This window comes from Paracoccus sp. DMF, from assembly GCF_004407025.1.
GTDB lineage: Bacteria > Pseudomonadota > Alphaproteobacteria > Rhodobacterales > Rhodobacteraceae > Paracoccus > Paracoccus aminovorans_B.
The window spans coordinates 1-19356 of sequence record NZ_SOKV02000054.1; the positions used below are offsets into that span (position 1 = coordinate 1).

Here is a 19356-nt window from a genome sequence, read left to right on the forward strand (position 1 = left end):
GCTATGGATCCGCCATTTGTCAACATAACCTAGGGCTGCGTCTCCTCGAACTCGATGGCGACCCGAGCCAGGCACGGACTGCGTTCGAGCAGGCCGCTACGGCCCTCGAAGCGGTTATGGCCAAAGGCAATCGCGACGAAGCAGACCGCGACTCCCATTTTGTGATGGCAGCGGCCAGCCATCACCTCGCGCACCTCTCCGCCCGCGCCTACTCGCTCCTTGCAATCGTGGCCGGCGAGGCGAATTTCTCGCCGATCGAACAGGCGCTCGCACTGTTGATGCGCCGAGACATCAACGCGCTGCGCGCGCGAGTGTATGCCTTTCGCCTCGATGGCCGAGGATCAGACGCGACCATTGCTGCACTCTTCCAGCAGCGCCTCGCCGAGCCCGTCGCCGCCGACGCGCCGGAACGGGACGGAAAAGACTTTCTTTTCGAGGGCCTGGATCTCGCACTGACGGACGCATTCTTCGGCGCCTTTGCGATGTTCCTGCTCGCCCTGGATCGCGGCGAACGTGCTCCTCTCGACCGGGCGATCGCGCAACTTCGCGAGAATCTCGACATCTGCGGGGAGTTGAACCTTCTGCCGCAACGGTGGGTGCACCGGATCGCTATCCATCTGCTTTCCGATCTTTGGTCGAATACCTTCCACGAAAAGGTCCCGCTGCTTCCGGCCGGCGGCGCTGCTCCTTCATGGCCCGGCCTCCGGGAACTCTTCATCGCCTTGCTCGCTCGACGCCCAAAGGCCGAGGTCGACCTATGGCCGTCACAGACTGAGTCGGCGGTGCGCGCTGTCGACCAGACCGACAACCTCGTCGTCTCCCTGCTCACCAGTGCCGGCAAGACCCGCATCGCCGAATTGTCCATTCTAAGATGTTTGGCCGGCGGCCGGCGCGTCATGTTCGTGACACCGCTTCGCGCCCTGTCAGCGCAAACAGAAACCACGCTTCAACGCACTTTCGGGCCGCTCGGCAATACCATCTCCGCCCTTTACGGTAGCATCGGCGTGTCCGGCTTGGACGAGGATGTCATCCACGAACGCGACATCGTTGTGGCGACCCCCGAGAAGCTCGATTCGCCTTGAGGAACGATCCGTCGCTGCTCGACGATGTGGGCCTGCTCGTGTTCGACGAGGGCCATATGATCGGTCCCGGCGAACGCGAAGTTCGATACGAGGTCCAGATTCAGCGCCTCCTGCGTCGTCAGGACGCCGATCAACGCCGCATCGTCTGCCTGTCGGCAATTCTTCCCGATGGCGATCAAATGGAAGACTTCTCGGCGTGGCTGCGGCGCGATCAACCGGAGGCCCCATCAAGCACGATTGGCGACCGACGCGCTTGCGCTTCGGCGAGGTCATCTGAAACCCGCCGACAGCGCGCCTCAATCTTCGCGTCGGCGAGGAAAAGCCCTTCGTGCCCCGATTTCTCACCGGCACGGCACCACCGCTGTTCGTGCCGCCGAAGAAGCTGCGCACCAGGCTTTTCGGCCTTGAGGTGCGCGAGGCGATGGACCGCCGCCGTCAGCATCATATCGACCATGGCGACGCATCACCCGGCCCGAACGGCGGGACGCTCTACCGGCACAATCTCCTCGCCACGCTGCGCGCGAGGGAAATCGAGCGCATCGGCGGCGAGATGGCCGCGACCAAGAACCTGCCGTTCCGCGCCACGACCGACGGCGAGACGGTCAGCGGCAAGTTCACCGGGACCGTGCAGCTAACGAGCGGCAAGTTCGCCGTGGTCGAACAGAGCCATGAGTTCACGCTGGTCCCGTGGCGGCCGGTCATCGACCGCCAGCTCGGCAAGGAGGTCGTGGGCATCGTTCAGGGCGGATCGGTGTCCTGGCAGTTGGGGCGGCAACGGGGGTTGTCGATCTGACAGAGCGTGAGAATGCCGGGCCTTATGCCGAGACGAGGCTGATCTGCCTGTTGCTGTTTCTGCGATGTTCGCTGAACGCCGCCGTGATCGCGCGAAGCGTTTCTCGCGTCTTGGGGTCGGTCAGAGACGAATGCAGAATGATGGACAGCGAGGGAATGGCCGGCAGGTTGAGCATCTGGCTGACCTCGATCATGTCGGGGGTCGCCAGCCGGCAGGGGAACGCGGCGACTGCAAGACCTGCCGACAAGGCCGCCGTCACCGCCGAGGTGCCGCCGACGAATACCTCGTTCCACGGAATCGACGCGCCATCGAGCAGCCGTGTCGCCACTTCCCGAACCGTGCAGCACGAAGGATGGCTTGCGATCCGCAACGGCTTGCCGGCGTGATGCTCGAAATCCGATGACGCGAACCAGCCGAAATGCTCCGGGCCGAGCACTTCGCCGTCGCGCCGGTCGTCGTCGCTGCGCACGATCACGGCATCCAGCGTCCCGTCCTCATAGGCATCCAGAAGCGCGCGCGAATTGTCGACCAGAACCTCGACCGCAAGGCAGGGATCGAGCGATTTGAGCTTTGCCAGCAAGGTCGGAACCTCCGGCCCCATGACGTGAGCCGCAATACCGAGCCGGAAGCGGCGCCTTTCCGCCGCGAGCGCCGCAATCGCGCGTTCATGAGATGCAAGGAATTCGCGGGCGGGCGGCAGGAAAGTTTCGCCTTGCGCGGACAGACGCACCTGCCTCGGCGTGCGCTCGATCAGCTTCTTGCCGAGACGATCTTCCAGCCGCTTCAGTTTCACGCTGACCGCCCCCTGCGTCGAGCCAAGGGCCTCGGCTGCGCGGGTGAAGCTCTGAAGATCGGCGATCATCACAAAGGCCCGGACGGCATCGACCTCAAGCACGCCCATCTATCTATCCATTTTTGTTGTCACTGAAATGGCCTGCCATACGATTGTCAAATGAGCATATCGGCGGCATTTCTGCAAGCGAACCGCATCGTCGCGCGCAGGAGTAACGCATATCGCCGTAGGTGATGAGCCGCCTTGTGCTGCAAGCAACAGCAAGGCCAAGATATGAATCCTGCTTCCTCATCCAAGAACAGCTTCGCGCTTGTCGCCGTATGTCTTTCGGCGCTCATGCTCGGGCTGGAAATTACCAGCATCCCCTCCATCCTGCCGACGCTGGAAAGTGTTCTCCCGGCCGATTTCCGGCAACTGCAATGGATCATGAACGCCTACACCATCGCCATGTGCGCGGTGTTGATGGCAATGGGCGCTTTGGGGGATCGGTTCGGCCGGAAGCGCATCTTCATGTCGGGCGTCGTGGTCTTCGGGATCGCGTCCCTTATCTGCGGGCTGGCGACCAGCGCGCCGCTTCTGATCGCGGCGCGCTTTCTGCAAGGACTCAGCGCAGCGGCCATGCTGGCCTGCCAAGTCGCGGTGCTGTCGCACCAATTTCGGGACGGAGCGGAACGCGGCAAGGCGTTCGGCTGGTGGGGCATCATCTTCGGGATCGGCCTTGGCTTCGGTCCGATAGTCGGCGGCGGGATTATCACGCTGGCAAGCTGGCAATGGGTGTTTCTGATCCATGTCGCGATCGCGGCGGTCACGGTGCTGTTTGCTCAAAAGGGTGTCGAGGAATCTTCCGATCCCCAAGCCACCCGGATCGACCTTGCCGGCATGGTCACGCTGTCGATTGCGGTGTTCGGAATGGTTTATCTGATTACGCAGGGGCAGGAATTGGGGCTGGCGAATCCGGCTGCGCTGGCGATCCTCGCAGTTAGCATCGCCAGTTTCGTGCTGTTCGTCGTCGTCGAGAACCGCATTGCGCGGCCGATGTTCGACTTCTCGGCCTTGCGGATTCGCAGGCTTTCAGGCGCGTTGCTTGGGTCCAGCGGCATGAATTTCAGCTTCTGGCCGTTCGTGATCTATCTGCCCATCTATCTGCAAGCCGTGCTGGGCTATGACGCCATCGCGGCGGGCCTGACCGTGCTGGCCTATACCGTGCCGACCATCGTGGTGCAGCCGTTGGCTGAACGCCTACTGCTTCGCCGGGGGCCGGGTGTCGTCATTCCCTTCGGCCTGTTCACCATCGGCGCGGGCTTCGTCCTTCTGCATCTTGTCACCGCGAGCGCCCACGCTAACTGGATGACGCTGCTTCCCGGCTGCATAGTCGCCGGGATCGGCCTCGGCTTCACCAACACGCCCGTCACCAACACGGCAACCGCCGCTGTTCCGCCGGAGCGGGCCGGCATGGCGTCGGGCATGGATATGAGCGCGCGGTTCATTTCGCTGTCGGTCAATATCGCGATCATGGGTCTTATCCTGTTGGGCGGCGTCTATGCCCATCTTGCTCAGGCGCTTCCGCAGCTCCCGACCGAAGCCACGCTTCGGGAATTGGCGGGCGCCGTATCGGCGGGAAATCTCGCCGCCGCCGAAACCCACGGGTTTTCCATCGCCAACGCCCGCGATGCGCTGGCGCATGGCATCGGCTGGGTCACGCTCTACGGCGCAGTCTCGGCGTGGTCCCTCGCGCTGGTGAGCTTCCTTGTCTTCGGGGGGAAGAAGGCGGCGCAGGCGGAAGCCTTGCCGCGCTGAACCCGGATGAACACCAGAAGCGCGGAAGGAACAGAGATGAAAATCGGGATCATTGGCGCAGGGCGAATGGCGCAGGCCGTGGGATTGCTGGCAGCAAGGGCCGGTCATCAGGTCATGCTGAGCAATTCCAGAGGACCGGAAACGATCCGGCACATCGGCCAGCAGATCGGCTGTGAGGTGGGAACCGTGGATGACGTTGCCGCTTTCGGTGAAATGATCGTCGCGGCCATCCATCTGCAAATGTCACCGGCCATTCCGGCTGCGCCGCTGGCAGGAAAAATAGTGCTGAACCCGCAGAACTATTTTCCGCATTTCGGTCCGGTGCCAGCACTGGACAGCGGCGAGCTTACGACCGCCGAGGTGCTGGCAAGGCTCCTTCCGGGCTCCAAGGTGGTCAAGGCCCTCAACTCCATTCTGGTGGAGGACGTGGTTCCCGATGCCCGCCCGGCCGGCGCGAAGGATCGGCGTGCGCTTCCCATGGCCGGAGACGATGCCGATGCGAAAGCGGCCGTTACCACGTTCCTCGACCAGATCGGCTACGATTCCGTCGATGCGGGAGGCTTGGCCGATGGATGGCGCTTCGAGCGCCGCAGGCCGGTCTATTGCATTTCGCTGGACAGGAACATGCTTGAGGAACGGCTGGCGACGACCACCCGCGACAGCTTCGTGCCAGATGGCAACTGGCGCTTTGATCGCGGTATCCGCACCTAATCGGACGGAGGTGAGCGATGCGGCGACGACGATCAGCTCCGATGATCGACCGTCAACGTGGAGTGCCGATCGCGCTCGGCTCGCGCATTCCCCTCGCATCGCTCATTCAAATGCTGGCCGTCGCCGAGCATCTCAGCTTCTACCGCGCCGCCAATGCGCTCGGCGTGAGCCAGTCGAGCGTCAGTGCACGCATTAAGGCGCTGGAGGAAGAGCTTGGCGTCCTCCTGTTCGAGCGCAACACCCGAGGCGTCCGGCTCACCGAGGCCGGACGCCTCTTTGTCGAGCGGGTATCGGCCGGTGTCGAACATCTCGACCATGCCGTGAAATCCGCCGGTATGGCGGCCCTGGGAGAACGCGGCCGCCTGCGCATGGGCGTCCACGGCCTGATCCCGCACAGCTTCCTTGCCAACCTGATCGGCCGATACCGTGATGACTATCCCGGCATCGATCTGGAAATCGCCGAGAGCACGGCGCGAGAGGCGATCACCCGACTGCGCGCTGGTCAGCTCGACATCGCATTCGTGGTCGGGACGCCCGATCTCCCCGACTGCCGCTCCCGGCGAGTTTGGACCGAACCGCTAGTCGTAGCCCTGTCGGATCGCCATCCACTCGCCGGGCAGGAGCACGTCACCTGGGCCGATCTTGCCGGCGAAACCATCCTCGTTCGCCCCGGCGGGCCAGGACCACAGGTCCATGACCATATCCTGCTGCGGCTATCGAGTCGCTGGCCGGCACCTTCGATCCTGCGGGTCGGCGTCGAACGCGCGTCGCTTCTTCACATGGTCGGACAGGGTTTCGGCATCACGCTGCTCGGCGAGGCGTCGAGCCTGTCTCCCGTCGCGGGCGTGCGCTTCCTGCCGATTGCCGACGAGCCCGAACCTGTCGTGTTCTCCGCAGTGTGGTCGCCCTTCAACCAAAGCGCCGCGCTGCGAAACCTGCTCGACCTTGCCGACGAGATGCGGCGAGAGCGCGGGATTGCGGCAGCACCGGCCTAACCATCCGATTCACTGCCGATGCTATCCGGCGGCCCTCCTGACTCAACTTCGCAGTTGCTCCTTCCGAAAACCCCCATTCTCTGATCGGCTCCGATATTTTTGCCGAATTGGAGCCTGTATGCGTGGAGGCCGTATCCTCTGGGGTCAGATCGTCATCGTCCTGACCATCGTGTTCGTGATGACCTGTGCCACGACCCGATGGACCGCATGGCGGCTCGGCTTTCAGGCGCAACTCGGAAATCCGTGGTTCGATCTGGCGGGCTGGCCGGTCTATTATCCGCCGGTCTTCTTCTGGTGGTGGTTCTCCTTCGATGCCTACGCGCCCGCGATCTTCACCGAAGGCGCGATCATCGCCGCGTCCGGCGGTTTCCTCGTCATCGTCGCCGCGATCACCATGTCGATCATTCGTTCGCGCGAGGCTCGCAACGTCGCGACCTATGGTTCGGCGCGCTGGGCCGAGGACAAGGAAATCCGCAGCGCCGGCCTGCTCGGTTCCGATGGCGTCGTGCTCGGCAAATACGAACGCAACTACCTGCGCCATGACGGCCCCGAGCATGTCCTTTGCTTCGCCCCGACCCGATCCGGCAAGGGCGTCGGCCTCGTCGTGCCGACGCTGCTGACCTGGCCGGGAAGCTGCATCGTCCATGACATCAAGGGCGAGAAGTGGGGCCTCACCGCGGGCTTCCGGTCACGGCATGGCCGCGTGCTGCTGTTCGATCCGACCAATGCCCGTTCGTCGGCCTACAATCCGTTGCTAGAAGTCCGGCAAGGGGAATGGGAAGTCCGCGACGTGCAGAACTTCGCGGATATTCTGATCGATCCCGAAGGCAGCCTCGACAAGCGCAACCATTGGGAAAAGACCAGCCACAGCCTGCTTGTCGGCGCGATCCTGCATGTCCTCTACGCTGAGCCCGACAAGACGCTGGCCGGCGTCGCCAACTTCCTCTCCGATCCGCGCCGCCCGGTCGAGGCGACCTTGCGCGCGATGATGGACACGCCGCATCTCGGCGAGGCCGGCGTTCATCCTGTCATCGCATCGTCGGCGCGCGAACTGCTGAACAAGAGCGAGAACGAGCGGTCGGGCGTATTGAGCACAGCCATGTCGTTCCTGGGCTTGTATCGCGATCCCGTCGTCGCGCGCGTCACCGCCCGCTGCGGCTGGCGCATTGCCGATCTTGTCGGCGGCCGGAGGCCGGTCAGCCTCTACCTTGTCGTGCCGCCGTCGGACAGCAACCGCACCAAGCCGCTCATCCGCCTGATCCTCAACCAGATCGGCCGCCGGCTGACCGAGGAGCTGACCGCTTCCACCAAGCGCCATCGGCTGCTGCTGATGCTCGACGAGTTTCCGGCGCCGGGACGGCTCGACTTGTTCGAGAGCGCCTTGGCCTTCATGGCGGGCTACGGGTTCAAGGGTTTCCTCATCGCACAGAACCTCAATCAGATCGAGCGGGCCTATGGGCCGAACAATGCCATTTTCGACAATTGCCATGTTCGCGTGAACTTCGCGACGAACGACGAGCGCACCGCCAAACGCGTAGCCGAGCGAGACATTGACAACCGGTGCGCCGAATGCGGGTCGAGACCGGACGATGCGTGTGACCGAAGAACCAGTAGACGGGCTGGTGTGAGTCGATCCAGCTTTCCAGATCCGAGGCGAAGGCCGGGCTGATGCTGGAGATCGGACCGGAGACCGCCGCGCATGGGGCATGATGGGTGACGACAATGGTCTGTCCGCGCCAGAGCCTGGCGATCTCCCGCGGCAGCCAGTCGAGATGATCGCGGTGAATCTTGATGGTATCCTCGGGGCGGATCAGCCGCCCTCCGCCCGACGGATCCGGGCGTAATCCAGCATCCCCATCCCGGCGCGGGCCATGGCCGCCTCCGGATCGCCGGTCAGCGCGAAGTCGGTCCAGAGCGTGCAGCACAGCAGGCGACAATTGCCGAAGGTCAGGACCCGCTTCTGGGCAAGGTCCACCCCCACCTCCGCCGTGACCCGGGCCAGAACATCGTCATCGAGCGTGGCGCCGTAATAGTCATGGTTGCCCGGGATCACCCAGATCCGTGCGGGCGAGACCAGCCGCGCGATCCTGGACAGCGCCCAGGGCCAGTTCCGCTTTGGATCATCGGCAAGGTCGCCCGCGATGATCAGCGCGTCGAGGTCGCGCAGCACCGGCACGATGCCGGCAAACGGATCGCGCCCGGCGTCAGCCCAGAGGTCGAGGTGCAGGTCGGCGGTGATCAGGATGGTCATTGACCACACACCTCCGCAGCAAGACTTGGGTTGGGCGTCCCCAGGTGGGAGCGAGACCCGCCTTGGCCGACGGAGAGATGGAGAGCGGAGCGGCGACCTGGTCGCGAGAATGTGCGGACAGCATGGATATACCCTTTGAAAGCAGGCATGATGGACCGAAGCCGCGGCACAACATGCCCGGCGCGATGTGGGTAAAAACCGGAAGGTGGTCCGGTCTGTGGATTGCTCAGAGGAACGAGGGTTTGCGAACTGAGGTCGCCGTCACGGCGCGCCAGTCGATTCCCTCGAACAGCGCGTCGAACTGCACCTTGCTCAGCACCACCGGCCCGGCCTGCGGCTTCGGCCAGGTGAACCGCCCGCCGTTCAGGCGCTTCATGGTCAGCACCAGGCCGGTGCCGTCCCAGACCAGCAGTTTCAGCCGGTCCGCGCGGCGGGAGCGAAACACGTAGATGGCGCCATTGAAGGGATCGAGGTCAAAATGGTTGGCGACATGGGCCACCAGCCCGTCCATGCCCTTGCGGAAATCGATCGGCTCGGAGGCCAGGAAGATGCGGAAACTGCCGGCGGGGGAAATCACTGCGAGGCCCTCACCGCGCGCAGAACCTCGGCCAGGTGATCGGCCGGGTAGCCGGGCGGTATCGCGATATCGGCGTCGCCGATACTGATCCGGCAGGTCGGGGCCGCATCGTCCGGGCCAACCACCGTGCTCTGTTTCCGGCCGGGCTTGGCCTCGCCGGCGGCACGACCTCGAAGAACGCCGGCGCGGAATCTTTGCGCTGCGCGTTCTTGACCCAGACCGCCACCATGGACTTGTTGGCCCGATCTCCTCGGCGACCTCCCGAATTCCTTCGCCGGCCGCGATCCGCTCGACCGCCATGGCGCGAAGCGCCGAGGGCCATTGCCGCCGTCCGCCGCTACGGGTCGGAACCGCAAAGCCCCAGACCATTTCATCCTTCTCCGGGACCTCTCCGTCCAGCATGTGTCACCTCCTTCTTCAGGTGGTGACAGCATCGCTAAGTCATTGATTCATTGAAACATGGGGTCTTTGCACCGGTTACCCTGAATCGAACGCTGCGCGTCGATCAGCTTCTCCCGCGCACGGGCCAGAGAGAGGCCCGCCGGCCCGTATCGGCCGAGGGTCAAGGTCTCGCGTCGACCGTGCATACGGTAGTCATAGCGGAACACGACGGCACCCGACGGGTTCACGACGACATACATACCGTCACGGTCAGAGATCTTGTATAATTTGCCTTTTGGTTTCAGTGCCTTGATTGCCGCATCGGTAAGCATCGGACCCTCCTGGATCGTTCAAAAAACGCCAGAGAGCCCCTAATGCCGTCAGGCCAGAACCGACCAATCATGACGACGAATTATCCTTTATTCTCAATGGAATAAGGTCAAAAAAATACCGTCACAAGCTCTCTAAGCCATGACGGTATACGCAATTCTGCGATGTCACAAGACGCCCCATACCGTGAGCTCCACCGTCGATCGCGAGGCTTGCTCGGCGATTGACGTCGAAAGATAATGAAAAGAAATCTCTTTATTTTCAGTTGGTTGTGGAGGAACCGGCGGTTGTCGGCGGCGTTTGGGTAGGCGCGAATTATTCCCACTCGATGGTGCCGGGCGGCTTCGAGGTGATGTCATAGGTGCAGCGGTTGATGCCCTTGACCTCGTTGATGATCCGCGTTGCGGTTTCGCCAAGGAACTCATGCGTGAAGGGATAGTAATCCGCCGTCATGCCGTCGACCGAGGTCACCGCCCGCAGCGCGCAGGCATAGTCGTAGGTCCGGCCGTCGCCCATCACGCCCACGGTGCGCACCGGCAGGATGGCGACGAAGGCCTGCCAGATCTCGTCGTAAAGCCCGTGCTTGCGGATCTGGTCGATGAAGACCGCATCGGCCTTGCGCAGGATGTCGAGCTTGTCGCGGGTGATCTCGCCCGGGCAACGGATGGCGAGGCCGGGGCCGGGGAAGGGGTGGCGGCCGATGAATTTTTCCGGCAGGCCCAGCTCGCGGCCGAGCGCGCGCACCTCGTCCTTGAACAGCTCGCGCAGCGGCTCGACCAGCTTCAACCCCATCTTCTCGGGCAGGCCGCCGACATTGTGATGGCTCTTGATGGTGACCGAGGGGCCGCCCGAGAAGCTGACCGATTCGATCACGTCCGGGTAAAGCGTGCCTTGGGCCAGGAATTCCGCGCCCTCGATTCCGTTGGCGTATTTCTGGAACACGTCGATGAACAGGCGGCCTATGGTCTTGCGCTTGACCTCGGGGTCCGAGACGCCCTCCAGCGCGCCGATGAACAGGTCGGCCTCGTCGGCATGGATCAGGGGGATGTTGTAGGTGTCGCGGAACATGGTCACGACTTCCTGGGCCTCGTTCAGCCGCAAGAGGCCGTGGTCGACGAAGACGCAGGTCAGCTGGTCGCCGATCGCCTCGTGGATCAGCACCGCGGCGACCGAGCTGTCGACGCCGCCGGACAGGCCGCAGATGACGCGCTTGGTCCCGACCTGCTCGCGGATCTTGCGGATCGCTTCCTGGCGATAGGAGGCCATGGTCCAGTCGCCGGTAAAGCCGGCCATGCGCACGAAATTCTCCAGCATCCGCCGGCCGTTCGGGGTGTGATGCACCTCGGGGTGGAACTGCACGGCGAAGAACTTGCGCGCCTCGTCCGCGATCATGGCGAAGGGAGCGTTGGGCGAAGTGCCGATGACCTCGAAACCGGGCGCGAGCTGCGTCACCCGGTCGCCATGGCTCATCCAGACTTCCTCGCGGCCGGTATCGAACAGGCCGGCGAAGATGCCGTCGCCCCTGTGGCCCTCGGCCGGGGCGATGAAGGCGCGGCCGTATTCGGCGTGATGGCCAGATTCGACGCGGCCGCCCAGCTGCTCCATCATCACCTGCTGGCCGTAGCAGATGCCGAACACCGGCACGCGCATCTGGAACACGGCCTGCGGGCAACGCGGCGAGCCGGCTTCGGTGACCGAGGCCGGACCGCCCGACAGGATCACCGCCTGCGGGGCGAAAGCGTTCAGGAAGGCGTCATCCACCGCGTTGAAGGGATGGATTTCGCAATAGACATTCAATTCGCGCAGGCGCCGCGCGATAAGCTGCGTCACCTGGGAGCCGAAGTCGATGATAAGAAGGCGCTGATGCTGGGTCATGGCAAGGCTTTAGGCTGCGGCAATGCGCTTCGCAAGAGGGCTGACGCATCGCCGGCCGCAGCGCCGCAGGGGTATTTTCGCAACAAAGAAGGCCGGTCGTCGCGCCCGAGCCGACGGTGCCATCCAATCGGAACCAATCGCCTTCTTTGTTGCCCAAATACCCATGCCGACCATGCCGCCGGCGCCGTCAGCGCCAGAGATGCCCCAGCGCCTCGACCGGATCGGGTTCGGACCAGATCTCGGGCCCGAGCGCGATGAAATCGCTGACCGGTGCCAGCTGGCCGATCAGCGCCGGCGTCAGCGCGCCTTCGGCCACCACCGGCACCTCGATCACCTCGGACCACCATTGGAACAGGTCCAGCTCGGCCGGGGCGCCATGGCCCAGCGCCGAGGCGCCGCAGGGGCCGAAGCTGACGTAATCCGCCCCGGCCTCGGCCGCGTTCATGCCGTCGTGGCGCGAGGTGCCGCAGAAGGCGCCGACGATGGCGTCCTGGCCCAGCTCTTTCCTGGCATAGCGCACCGAGCGCGCGCCGTCGGTCAGGTGCACGCCGTCGAGCCCGTGGCGCTGCGCCAGCGCCACGTGATCGTCGATCACCACCGCCACGTCGCGGGCATGGGCGATCTCGCGCGCCAGGTCGGCGATGCGGCCCAGTTCCTCCTCGGAGCCGGCCCCGGGGATGCGCAGGCAGGCTATGGGAAAGCGGTCCATGACATCGGCAAGCATCGGCCCCAATGTCGAGGCCGCCGCGCCGACGGGGGTGATCAGATAGAGCTGCGGCGAATTCGGTTGGTCTGTCATGGCGCTGTCATCCTGAAGTTCGCCCCAGCAGATAGCGCAGCGCCGCGCGCCTTGCCAGTGCTTCCCGGGAAGGATATGGCCCCGCGCATGGAACCCGCGATCATCCTCGTGCGCCCGCAGATGGGCGAGAACATCGGCGCGGCCGCGCGCGCCATGCTGAATTTCGGCCTGACCGACATGCGCCTGGTGGCGCCGCGCGACGGCTGGCCCAATCCGCGCGCCGTGGCCATGGCCTCGGGGGCCGCCGGCCGGGTGCTGGACCGGGCGCGGGTGTTTGCGACCCTGGCCGAGGCCATGGCGGACGTCGATTATGCCTATGCCACCACCGCGCGCGGCCGCGAACTGACGAAGCCGGTGCTGACCCCCGCCACCGCCATGGCCGATGCCCGGCAGCGCCATGCTCAGGGCGGCCGCACCGCGATCCTGTTCGGCCCCGAGCGCGCGGGGCTGGAAAACGACGACGTGGCGCGCGCCAATGCCATCATCACCGTGCCGGTGAACCCGGATTTCCCCTCGCTGAATCTGGCGCAGGCGGTGCTGCTCAACGGCTATGAATGGGCGCGCGAGAGCCTGCCGCCCGAGCCCGCCCCGCATGGCCGCCGCCCCGATGGCGAGGCGCCCGCCACCCGCATCGAGATCGAGAAGCTGGCCGACCATTACGAGGAGCGCCTCGAGGCCGCGGGCTTCTTCTTCCCGGCCGAGAAGGCACCGGCGATGAAGCTGACGCTGCGCAACCTGTGGTCGCGGCTGCCGCTGACCCGGGCCGATACGCGGATCTTCCACGGCATGCTGCGCCAGCTGGTCCGGCGCGCAGATTGATTTCCGGGCGCGCCCGGGCCAAGGTCGCGCCTGTTCGAACAAGGAAGCTGACATGGCAAGACGCCCCGTCTTTCAGGAAGTCACCGAAACGAGCCCCAAGGCCACGCAGCCCTCGGGCGGCATGATCGACGCCGGCCATCGCGGCGCGCGCGGCGCGATCCGGCTGTGGCTGATCGTCATCTTCGTGCTGGTCGCGGCGATGATCGCGCTGGGGGGCGCCACGCGGCTGACCGGCTCGGGGCTGTCGATCACCGAGTGGAAACCGGTGACCGGGGCGATCCCGCCGATGGACGCCGCCGCATGGGCTGCCGAGTTCGACAAATACAAGCTGATCCCGCAGTTCCAGCAGGTGAATCCGGACATGGACCTGGCGGGCTTCAAGCAGATCTACTGGTGGGAGTGGTCGCACCGGCTCTTGGGCCGGCTGATCGGCCTGGTCTGGGCCGCGGGCTTCCTGGGCTTCCTGGCCGCCCGCCGCATCCCGACCGGCTGGGTGCCGCGGCTGCTGCTGCTGGGCGTGCTCGGCGGCGCGCAGGGCGCCATCGGCTGGTGGATGGTGCATTCGGGCCTGTCGGGCCAGATGGTGCGCGTGGCCTCCTATCGCCTCGCGCTGCACCTGGGGCTGGCGTTCGCGATCCTGGGCTTCATCGCCTGGTATGTCATGCAGCTTTCCCGCTCCGAGGCGGCGCTGCTGCGCGCGCGCCGGGCGGGCGAAACCAAGCTGTTTTCCATGACCACCGGGCTGATGCACCTGGCCTTCGTGCAGATCCTGCTGGGGGCGCTGGTCGCCGGCATCGACGCCGGGCGCATGTATACCGGCTGGCCCACCATGGGCGGCGAGTGGATCCCGGCCGAGATCTGGGACGCCGCCCTGGGCTGGCGCAATTTCTTCGAGAACCCGGCCCTGGTGCAATTCATCCACCGCATAGTGGGCTATCTGCTGGCGGTTTTCGCCCTGGTGGTGTTCCTGCGCGCCCGGCGCTCGCCGCATCCGCAGACGCGCGGCGCCTATCTCGCGATGATCGCGGCGGTGGCGGTGCAGGTGCTTCTGGGCATCATGAACGTGATCCATGCCGCGCCGCTGCCCTTGGCGCTGGCGCATCAGGTCATGGCCGTGGCACTCTTCACCCTGATCCTGCGCGCGCGCCACCATGCGCGCTATCCTTATGAAACCTCGGTCAGGGGAACCATCCGATGAGCGCCTTCGACGATCTTCTCGCCTTCCAGCGCCAGACCGAGGCGCTGTCCTCGGTCGCCGAGCGGCTGGGCTGGGACCAGGAAACCGTGATGCCGCGCGGCGCGACCGAGCAGCGCAGCGAAGAGATGGCGGCGATGGAATCGGTGCTGCACGAGCGGCGCACCGATCCGCGCATCGGCGAATGGCTGGACCAGGCGGTGCCCGAGGACGATGAGGACGCCCGCATCATCGAATTGATCGCCCGTGATTTCCGCCGCGCCTCGCGCATTCCGGCACGGCTGGCGACGGAACTGGCGCGGCAGACCTCGCTGGCGCAGGGCGTCTGGGCCGAGGCCCGGGCCAAGGACGCGCCCGAGGAATTCCTGCCGGTGCTGGGCGACATCCTGATGCTGAAACGCGAGGAGGCCGCGGCGCTGGCCGATGGCGGCGACCTTTACGACGCGCTCCTGGACGATTACGAGCCCGGCGCCACCCAGGCGCAGATCGCGCGGCTGTTCGACGCCATGCGCCCGCGCCTGGTCGCGCTGCGCGAGGACGTGCTGGGCGCCGACTATCAGCCCGAGCCGCTGACCGGGCATTTCCCGCAGGAAACCCAGCTTCGCCTGGCGCGGACCTGCGCCACCGCCTTCGGCTACGACTGGACCCGCGGCCGCATGGACATCGCCGTGCATCCCTTCAGCTCGGGACGCTGGCAGGACAGCCGCATCACCACCCGGGTGGTCGAGACCGACCCGTTCAACTGCCTCTATTCGACCATCCACGAGGTCGGCCATTCCAGCTATGAGCTGGGCATCGACCCGGACTATGCCTTCACGCCGCTGGGCCGCGGCGTCTCGATGGGCGCCCACGAAAGCCAGAGCCGGATCTACGAGAACCAGATCGGCCGCGGCCGCGCCTTCACCGGCTGGCTCTACCAGCGCATGTCGGATGCCTTCGGCGGGCTGTCGCTGCCCGATGCGGATGCCTTCCATGCCACGGTCAACCGGGTGACTCCGGGCTTCATCCGCACCGAATCCGACGAGGTGCAATACAACCTGCATATCATGCTGCGCTTCGACCTGGAGCGCGATCTGATCGCCGGCCGGCTGGATACGCGCGACCTGGTCGAGGCCTGGAATGCGCGCTTCCTCAACGATTTCGGCGTGGCCGTGGACCGGCCCGCCAATGGCGTCCTGCAGGACGTGCATTGGGCGGTCGGGCTTTTCGGCTATTTCCCGACCTATGCGCTGGGGAATGTCTATGCCGGCTGCCTGAACGCGGCCATGCGCGCCGCCGTGCCCGATCTCGACGCGGCGCTGGCGCGCGGCGAGGCCGATCCGGCGGTGGAATGGCTGCGCGAGAACATGCAGCGCCATGGCGGCCTCTACCCGCCGCGAGACTTGATCGAGCGCGCCACCGGCACCGAGATCAGCGAGGCGCCGCTGCTGGACTATCTGGAAGAGAAATTCTCGGGCATCTACCGGCTTTGAGCTTGGGTTCGAGTATTTGGAAAACGGTGAAGGAGGGCCGCCGCGCCCTGCCTTTCACCGTTTCTTAAATACTCATTCAACGCTTCGACAGGCGCAGGTGGATGCCGTTCTTGCCCCGCAGCGTCAGGCGCATGATCGGCACGGGCCTTTCGGGTCCGGGTTCCAGCCGGTAGGCGAGGACCAGGGTCGAGAGAAGCAGCGGCCCCTCGATCATGGCGAAGCCGGCGCCGGGGCAGGCGCGGGCGCCGGCCGAGAAGGGGATATAGGCGTCGCGCATGCAGGCCTTGCCGTTCTCGGTCTGCCAGCGGTCGGGGTCGAAGCCGTCGGGATTGTCCCACAGCCGCTCGTGGCGATGCAGGTGCCAGGGCGACAGGACCAGCTGCGCGCCCTTGGGGGCCTTGCGATCGCGCAGGGTCTCGGCATGGGCGCATTGCCGCACCGTCATCGCGACCGGTGGATAAAGCCGCAGCGCCTCGCGGAACACGGCGCGGGACAGCGGCAGCGCCTTGATGGCGGCGAAATCGGGGGTGAGGTTGCGGCGCGCCTCCTCGGCCAGCCGATCCTGCCAGTCGGGATGCTCGGCCAGCAGGTAGAGCGCCCAGGCCAGCGCCGAGGCGCCGGTTTCGTGCCCGGCCAGGAAGAAGGTCGCGACCTCGTCGACCATCTCGGCGGCGGTGAAGACTGCGCCGGTCTGGGGATCGGTCGTGGTCATGATCCGGGTCGCCAGATCGGCGGGGGCCTGGCCCTGGGCGATCAGCGCCGCCCGGTCCGCCACCAGCTGCCGGATCAGGTCGCGGATGCGGCGGGCGCTGGTGCGGGTGCGGCGGCTGTGCAGCCGCGCCCAGCGCGGCAGCGGCAGCAGCCCGCCCAGGTTCACCATCGGCTGCGCGTCCTGGTGGTCGCGGAAGGACTGGAACACTCTGGCGGCGATGCGGTCCTCGATCGGGATCGAGAACAGGGTGCGGAAGATCACGTCGGCGGCGATGTGGCTGGTCAGCGGCTCGATGTCCAGATCCGCGCCGTCGGCCAGCGGTGCCAGCCGAGCGACGCCGGATTGCGCCGCATCCCACATGGCGGCGAAGGATTCGCGCAGCCGGCCGCCCTCGAAGGCCTGGTCGATGATGCGGCGCTGGTGCTGCCAGGTCGCGCCGTTCGAGATGAAGCTGGAATTGCCCAAGAGCGGTTGCAGCCCGGCCGCCATGCGCGGCGATTTCGGGAAATCCATCGGCCGCTGCTTCAGGATCAGGTCGATCAGCTTGGGGTCGTTGCAGGTGAAGCTGCGGATGAAGGGCGCGCGGAATTCCGCCATCCAGGCGCGATAAAGCCGGTCGGATTGCGCCGAGAGGATGTCCTGGCGGAAATCGCGCAGGAAGCGCCAGAGCGAGGGCTTGCCCGGGCGCGAGGCGGGTTTCGGCGGGATCATGTCGCGGTGAACCGGTTGACCGGCCGGGCGATGCGGCCCGGCGAATGATCGCGGCCGGCGAAGCGCGCGCCAAGCGGCAGCGGCCCGGCGGTGATGGCGAAATAATCGTAGTCGCCGGGGCGGTCGAAGGCGCAGAGATACTGGAAATGCAGCCGGAACCAGCGCCCGCGCAGGCTGCGGCGCTTTTGTGGTGACAGCGTCTGGGTGAAGGCAGCCGAGAGCACCAGCGGCTGGCGGCGGCCCGGCGGCTCGACCCCCGAGACCGCAACCGGGTCGCAGAGCCCGAAGCAGCAGGCGTCGCCCGGCGCCGTCACGTCGACCCAGTCGAACTCCTCGCGCGCCGAGAGATAGGCGAGATCCGCGCGCAGCCGGTTCGCGCGTGGCAGGAAAGCGGCCATCGGCACGACATGGCCCAGCGACAGGTAGGAGAGCCGCGCCCCCGCCGGCACCCGGCCCGAGCGGATCAGGTCCGAGAGCACCGAGACCCCCAAGTAGGCGCCGGAGCTGTGGCCGACGACCAGCACCTCGTCCCAATCATCCGCCAGCACCTCGGCGATGCGGTCGGCGAATTGCGCCAGCCGCGCCTCGAGCGCCGGCGGATAGGCGCCGCCACCCTGGGCGGTAAAGGCGTAATCGTGCATCAGGTACCAGGCGAAGATCTTGCCGTCGAGCCGCCGCCACAGGTGCAGCCCGATCCAGGCCACCGCCAGCGTGACCGGCAGCGCCAGCCAGGCCAAGCCGGTCAGCCGGCCGACGACCCAGCCCAGGCCCGCGCCGACCAGCAGCGCCACGGCCAGTTGCGCCAGCAGTACCACCACCGGATAAAGCGCCGCGATCACCGGGCCGCGGCGCAGGCGCATCAGCCGGAACAGCGCCCCCGAGCCGATATAGGCCCAGGCCGTGCGGCAAAGCTGACCATAGGTCGCGGCGATCGACTGGCCCATCGAGCCCTGCACGATGTCGGCCCAGACCAGCACCTCGAACTCGGCCTCGGCCCGCGCGCCGTCGAATTCGCCGCTGACGCCCCAGCCGAAGCCCTTGCGGTCGCGGCGCGGGCCGAATTCCAGCCCGTAGCCCGAGATCCGCGCCTGCTCGGCCCCCTCGCGCCTGTAAAGCTCGCGGTAGCGGCGCGGCGGGATCGGGTCATAGCCGGGGATGTAGAGGACGCGGCGGCGAAAGGGGCGGGTCATGTCACGGCGGTTGTTTTGCCGGCGCAGCATAACCCATCCGGGCGAGCGGGCAAGTCGCGAGCCGTCAAGTCAGGCCACGCCCCAGCGGCGCTCGAGTTGCTCGATGGCGGCGATGCGGGCGGCGGTCGGCGGGTGCGACAGCAGCCAGGCCGGTGCCGTGCCGCGCCCGCCGGCGAGCCGGTCCAGCTTGCGAAACAGGCTTTTCTGCGGGTCGGTGCCGAAGCCCGCCTTGACCATCAGGGCGCTGGCAAAGGCGTCGGCCTCGAATTCGTCCTGGCGCGACAGCCGGGCGGCGACGGCGGCGGCGACCAGGTTGGCGATCCAGCCGCCGATGCCGGGCAGGAAGCGGCCCAGCACGCCCGCCAGCGCCATGCGGATGGCGTTCTGGCCGGCGAAGTCGATCATCCGGCGCCGGGAATGACCCAGCGAGACATGGCCCAGCTCATGCGCGATCACCGAGGCAAGCTCGGCCTCGGTCACGCGGCCTTCGTCCAGCTTGTCGAGGAAACCGCGGGTCAGGAAGATGCGCCCGTCCGGCACCGCCATGCCGTTCACCGGCGCCACCTCATAGACATGGGCGCGGATCGGCGGCAGGTTCATGGCGCGGCCCAGCCGGTCCAGCATCGGCGTCAGGCGCGGATGCGTCAGCGGGGTCGAGCGGGTGTTGAGCTCGGCCTTGAGCCGCCACATGGAAAAGAACCACATCGCGGCCATGTAAAGGATGATCAGCAGGATCGGGGTATAGCGCAGCATGGCCCCAATATGGGCCCGCTTTGGCGGTTCGCCAAGCCAGGGTGTCGTCGCGCCGGCGGCTGGCCAGGCGCCGGCATGATGGCGCGCCTAGAGTGCGGACTCAATAGCGCGTAACCAGAT

General features: G+C 66.1%; 15 protein-coding genes and 3 pseudogenes. 9 read left to right on the forward strand and 9 right to left on the reverse strand.

What is annotated here, in order from left to right:
* Both E3D03_RS17945 and E3D03_RS17950 read left to right on the forward strand, forming a co-directional pair.
* The coding region (locus E3D03_RS17945; protein ID WP_263568074.1) for a DEAD/DEAH box helicase at nt 1–1082 on the forward strand (1082 nt) is incomplete at its 5' end.
* Nucleotides 1083–1479: 397 nt separating this feature from the next.
* Nucleotides 1480–1875: pseudogene (locus E3D03_RS17950) on the forward strand (DUF3363 domain-containing protein); the annotation flags it as partial.
* Between the two features lie 22 nt (nt 1876–1897).
* Here the strand turns inward: E3D03_RS17950 and E3D03_RS17955 are convergent.
* The gene (locus tag E3D03_RS17955; protein WP_263568075.1) at nt 1898–2776 is read right to left on the reverse strand and encodes a LysR family transcriptional regulator; all 879 of its coding nucleotides are present in this window, start codon (nt 2774–2776) and stop codon (nt 1898–1900) included.
* Between the two features lie 165 nt (nt 2777–2941).
* Between E3D03_RS17955 and E3D03_RS17960 the strand changes: the two genes are divergently transcribed.
* The 4 genes and pseudogenes from E3D03_RS17960 to traG all read left to right on the forward strand — a co-directional run.
* Nucleotides 2942–4465 (forward strand): MFS transporter, encoded by a 1524-nt coding sequence (locus E3D03_RS17960; RefSeq protein ID WP_263568076.1) that lies wholly within the window; start codon nt 2942–2944, stop codon nt 4463–4465.
* A gap of 36 nt (nt 4466–4501) precedes the next feature.
* Complete coding sequence (locus tag E3D03_RS17965; protein ID WP_263568077.1) at nt 4502–5176, forward strand: NADPH-dependent F420 reductase; 675 nt, start codon at nt 4502–4504, stop codon at nt 5174–5176.
* Between the two features lie 41 nt (nt 5177–5217).
* Nucleotides 5218–6171 carry a LysR family transcriptional regulator gene (locus E3D03_RS17970; RefSeq protein WP_263568078.1) on the forward strand — a complete coding sequence of 318 codons (954 nt, stop codon included), beginning with the start codon at nt 5218–5220 and terminating at the stop codon, nt 6169–6171.
* A 118-nt stretch (nt 6172–6289) separates the two neighbouring features.
* Nucleotides 6290–7714 (forward strand): annotated as a pseudogene (gene traG / locus E3D03_RS17975) (IncP-type conjugal transfer protein TraG); the annotation flags it as partial.
* A 267-nt stretch (nt 7715–7981) separates the two neighbouring features.
* On the opposite strand, the gene E3D03_RS17980 reads toward traG, so the two are convergent.
* The 5 genes and pseudogenes from E3D03_RS17980 to E3D03_RS18000 all read right to left on the reverse strand — a co-directional run bounded on the left by E3D03_RS17980 (nt 7982) and on the right by E3D03_RS18000 (nt 12384).
* Nucleotides 7982–8422, reverse strand: a complete 441-nt coding sequence (locus E3D03_RS17980) for a metallophosphoesterase (protein ID WP_263568079.1) — start codon at nt 8420–8422, stop codon at nt 7982–7984.
* Between the two features lie 226 nt (nt 8423–8648).
* Nucleotides 8649–8999: an IS66 family insertion sequence element accessory protein TnpB gene (gene tnpB, locus E3D03_RS17985; protein ID WP_263568080.1), complete on the reverse strand. Its 351-nt coding sequence runs from the start codon at nt 8997–8999 to the stop codon at nt 8649–8651.
* A 485-nt stretch (nt 9000–9484) separates the two neighbouring features.
* Nucleotides 9485–9712: pseudogene (locus tag E3D03_RS17990) on the reverse strand (Arm DNA-binding domain-containing protein); the annotation flags it as partial.
* 313 nt (nt 9713–10025) lie between these two features.
* Nucleotides 10026–11585, reverse strand: a complete 1560-nt coding sequence (guaA, locus tag E3D03_RS17995; protein ID WP_263568082.1) for a glutamine-hydrolyzing GMP synthase — start codon at nt 11583–11585, stop codon at nt 10026–10028.
* A 187-nt stretch (nt 11586–11772) separates the two neighbouring features.
* Complete coding sequence (locus E3D03_RS18000; RefSeq protein WP_263568083.1) at nt 11773–12384, reverse strand: thiamine phosphate synthase; 612 nt, start codon at nt 12382–12384, stop codon at nt 11773–11775.
* A 75-nt stretch (nt 12385–12459) separates the two neighbouring features.
* Here E3D03_RS18000 and E3D03_RS18005 point away from each other — a divergent pair, with 75 nt between their 5' ends.
* Genes E3D03_RS18005 through E3D03_RS18015 form a run of 3 tightly spaced genes read left to right on the forward strand, consistent with a single transcriptional unit; the run spans nt 12460 to nt 15870 of the window.
* Nucleotides 12460–13203, forward strand: coding sequence for an RNA methyltransferase (locus tag E3D03_RS18005; RefSeq protein WP_263568084.1), 744 nt, complete (start codon nt 12460–12462; stop codon nt 13201–13203).
* A gap of 52 nt (nt 13204–13255) precedes the next feature.
* The gene (gene ctaA / locus E3D03_RS18010) at nt 13256–14401 is read left to right on the forward strand and encodes a heme A synthase (protein ID WP_263568085.1); all 1146 of its coding nucleotides are present in this window, start codon (nt 13256–13258) and stop codon (nt 14399–14401) included.
* A complete protein-coding gene (locus E3D03_RS18015) occupies nt 14398–15870 on the forward strand; it encodes a carboxypeptidase M32 (protein WP_263568086.1) in 1473 nt (490 codons plus the stop codon). Before ctaA ends, E3D03_RS18015 begins: the two co-directional genes overlap by 4 nt.
* A gap of 76 nt (nt 15871–15946) precedes the next feature.
* Here the strand turns inward: E3D03_RS18015 and E3D03_RS18020 are convergent, their stop codons facing one another.
* The 3 genes from E3D03_RS18020 to E3D03_RS18030 all read right to left on the reverse strand — a co-directional run bounded on the left by E3D03_RS18020 (nt 15947) and on the right by E3D03_RS18030 (nt 19236).
* Nucleotides 15947–17293, reverse strand: a complete 1347-nt coding sequence (locus tag E3D03_RS18020; protein WP_263568087.1) for a cytochrome P450 — start codon at nt 17291–17293, stop codon at nt 15947–15949.
* Nucleotides 17290–18483, reverse strand: coding sequence for a hypothetical protein (locus tag E3D03_RS18025; RefSeq protein WP_263568088.1), 1194 nt, complete (start codon nt 18481–18483; stop codon nt 17290–17292). The genes E3D03_RS18020 and E3D03_RS18025 overlap by 4 nt, the downstream gene beginning before the upstream one ends.
* 69 nt (nt 18484–18552) lie before the next feature.
* The gene (locus E3D03_RS18030; RefSeq protein WP_263568089.1) at nt 18553–19236 is read right to left on the reverse strand and encodes a M48 family metallopeptidase; all 684 of its coding nucleotides are present in this window, start codon (nt 19234–19236) and stop codon (nt 18553–18555) included.
* Nucleotides 19237–19356: the final 120 nt, after the last annotated feature.